Source organism: Metalysinibacillus jejuensis, assembly GCF_003057615.1.
Lineage (GTDB): Bacteria > Bacillota > Bacilli > Bacillales_A > Planococcaceae > Metalysinibacillus > Metalysinibacillus jejuensis.
Map to the genome: position 1 here is coordinate 1 of NZ_QAFW01000125.1, position 1,316 is coordinate 1,316.

1 protein-coding gene is annotated in these 1,316 nt (G+C 41.0%); it reads left to right on the top strand.

Translation table 11 applies throughout. The features are described from left to right. Positions 1 to 127: 127 nt before the first annotated feature. Positions 128 to 1,285, top strand: coding sequence for an ISL3 family transposase (locus DDE80_RS14355; protein WP_161952360.1), 1,158 nt, complete (start codon positions 128 to 130; stop codon positions 1,283 to 1,285). The last annotated feature ends 31 nt before the right edge of the window (positions 1,286 to 1,316 follow it).

Here is a 1,316-nt window from a genome sequence, read left to right on the forward strand (position 1 = left end):
GGCTCATCACCATAAGTTGGGGTTGACTTACTAATAAGACCTTAATTTTCCAATAGTGTATAGAATAAAAGCGAAAACTCGTGTATCGTAATTGTTGATGAGACAAACCACGATAGGAGTTTTCGCTTTGTACACTAAGTTTATCAAATTGATGCTACCGTTACCATCTTTTTTTGAAATCGATTTACCATCAGAGGAAGAACCAAATGTTTTTCCTGTGAAAATTGCACCACAAACCATTCCTTGTCCAATTTGCCAAGGGGCTACTGTTTGTCACGATCGTTCCCGACGTCGTTTTCGCCACGGGTATGCTTGGCATATTGGTGTTCTTTGGATTGAATTATTCATACCTCGTCAACGTTGTAAAAATTGTGGATTTACGTTTGTGTTTGACTATGGATTAGGGCTTTTTCATTCCTCTACGGAATCTTTTCGCCGTGAAATCACAAAACGTTGCCATGGTCGCTCGATTGCAGACGTCGCACGTGAATATGCACTTCCATATACGACAGTTGAACGCTGGTTTTACATGTATGCACCCGAAGATATCGTTGAAGAAAATGCCAAACATATTTGTGTGGATGAATTCGCTTTACGTAAAGGACATAACTACGCGACAAGTGCCTTAAACGCTGAAACAGGAAAGATTTTAGCGATTGTACCTCACAGAGATCAAGACGCAATTGAATCACTTTTAAAGAAAGTCACAGGATCGATTCAAACCGCGGTAAGTGATTTCGCGGCGGCAATGGCAGGTGCCATCAAGTCTGTTTTTCCAACGGCAATTCATGTATTAGATCGATTTCATTTAGTACAGTTTTTTACCGATGCTCTACAGCGCAGAAGACGCTATTTAAACGATGCGAAAAAGCACCACAAATCTCGATTTATCGACCGTTGTTTAGCACGAAAGCCGGAAGAATTAACGGAAGAAGAACGTGGGTTTGTGCGTGAGTGGCTACGGGAAGATTATCATACACAACATATCTATCAGGCATTGAATCCTATGCGCTATGTGTTAAAAGCGACAACCGAAACCCAAGCGGAAAAGCGCTTAAAAGCTTGGTTGAAACGGTATCAATTTCATACAAGTGGTGTTGTTTCAAAGATTGCCAAAACCGTAATTGCCCATGAAAAAGCGATGATTCATACAATCATTTCACCTTTCTCAAACGGTATTATGGAGGGCACAAATAATAAAATAAAGCTCATCAAAAGACGTGGGTTTGGCTACCGAAATGATGACCGTCTTTTCCTACGTTTACGCTTGGAAACCGGTCATTGAATTTGTCATCCCCGGGATTTGGTGATGAGCC